This is a genomic window from Streptomyces milbemycinicus (assembly GCF_002154605.1).
GTDB lineage: Bacteria > Actinomycetota > Actinomycetes > Streptomycetales > Streptomycetaceae > Streptomyces > Streptomyces milbemycinicus.
In genome coordinates this window covers 1-328 of sequence record NZ_MUNE01000360.1, presented here as the reverse complement: position 1 = coordinate 328, position 328 = coordinate 1, and the positions used below count along the sequence as shown (strand labels likewise).

General features: G+C 69.5%; 1 pseudogene. It reads left to right on the top strand.

The features are described 5' to 3' along the window. Positions 1–258: pseudogene (locus CCN51_RS57955) on the top strand (sugar ABC transporter substrate-binding protein); the annotation flags it as partial. Positions 259–328: the final 70 nt, after the last annotated feature.

Below are 328 nucleotides of genomic sequence, written 5' to 3'. Positions count from 1 at the left end.
GCCAATGTCGACGCCGCGAACGACGCCTGGATCCAGCAGGCCCCGCCGACCAAGGCGGCGCTGCAGTCGCTCAGCGACCCGCAGACCAAGGTGGTGCAGCTGCCGTACTACCTGCCGGACTGGAACACCGTGAGCAAGGCGGACAACGAGCCGAACTTCCAGAAGGTGCTGCTCGGCAAGATGACCGCCAAGGAGTTCTGCGACAAGGTCGCCAAGGAGCTCAACGCGGCCCAGGCGGACTGGAAAGAGCACAACTGAGGCGCGTACGCGTCGAGGGCCGGCCGCCGCAGGCCGGTGGCCGGCCCGCGCCCACCCCCCACACCCGCGC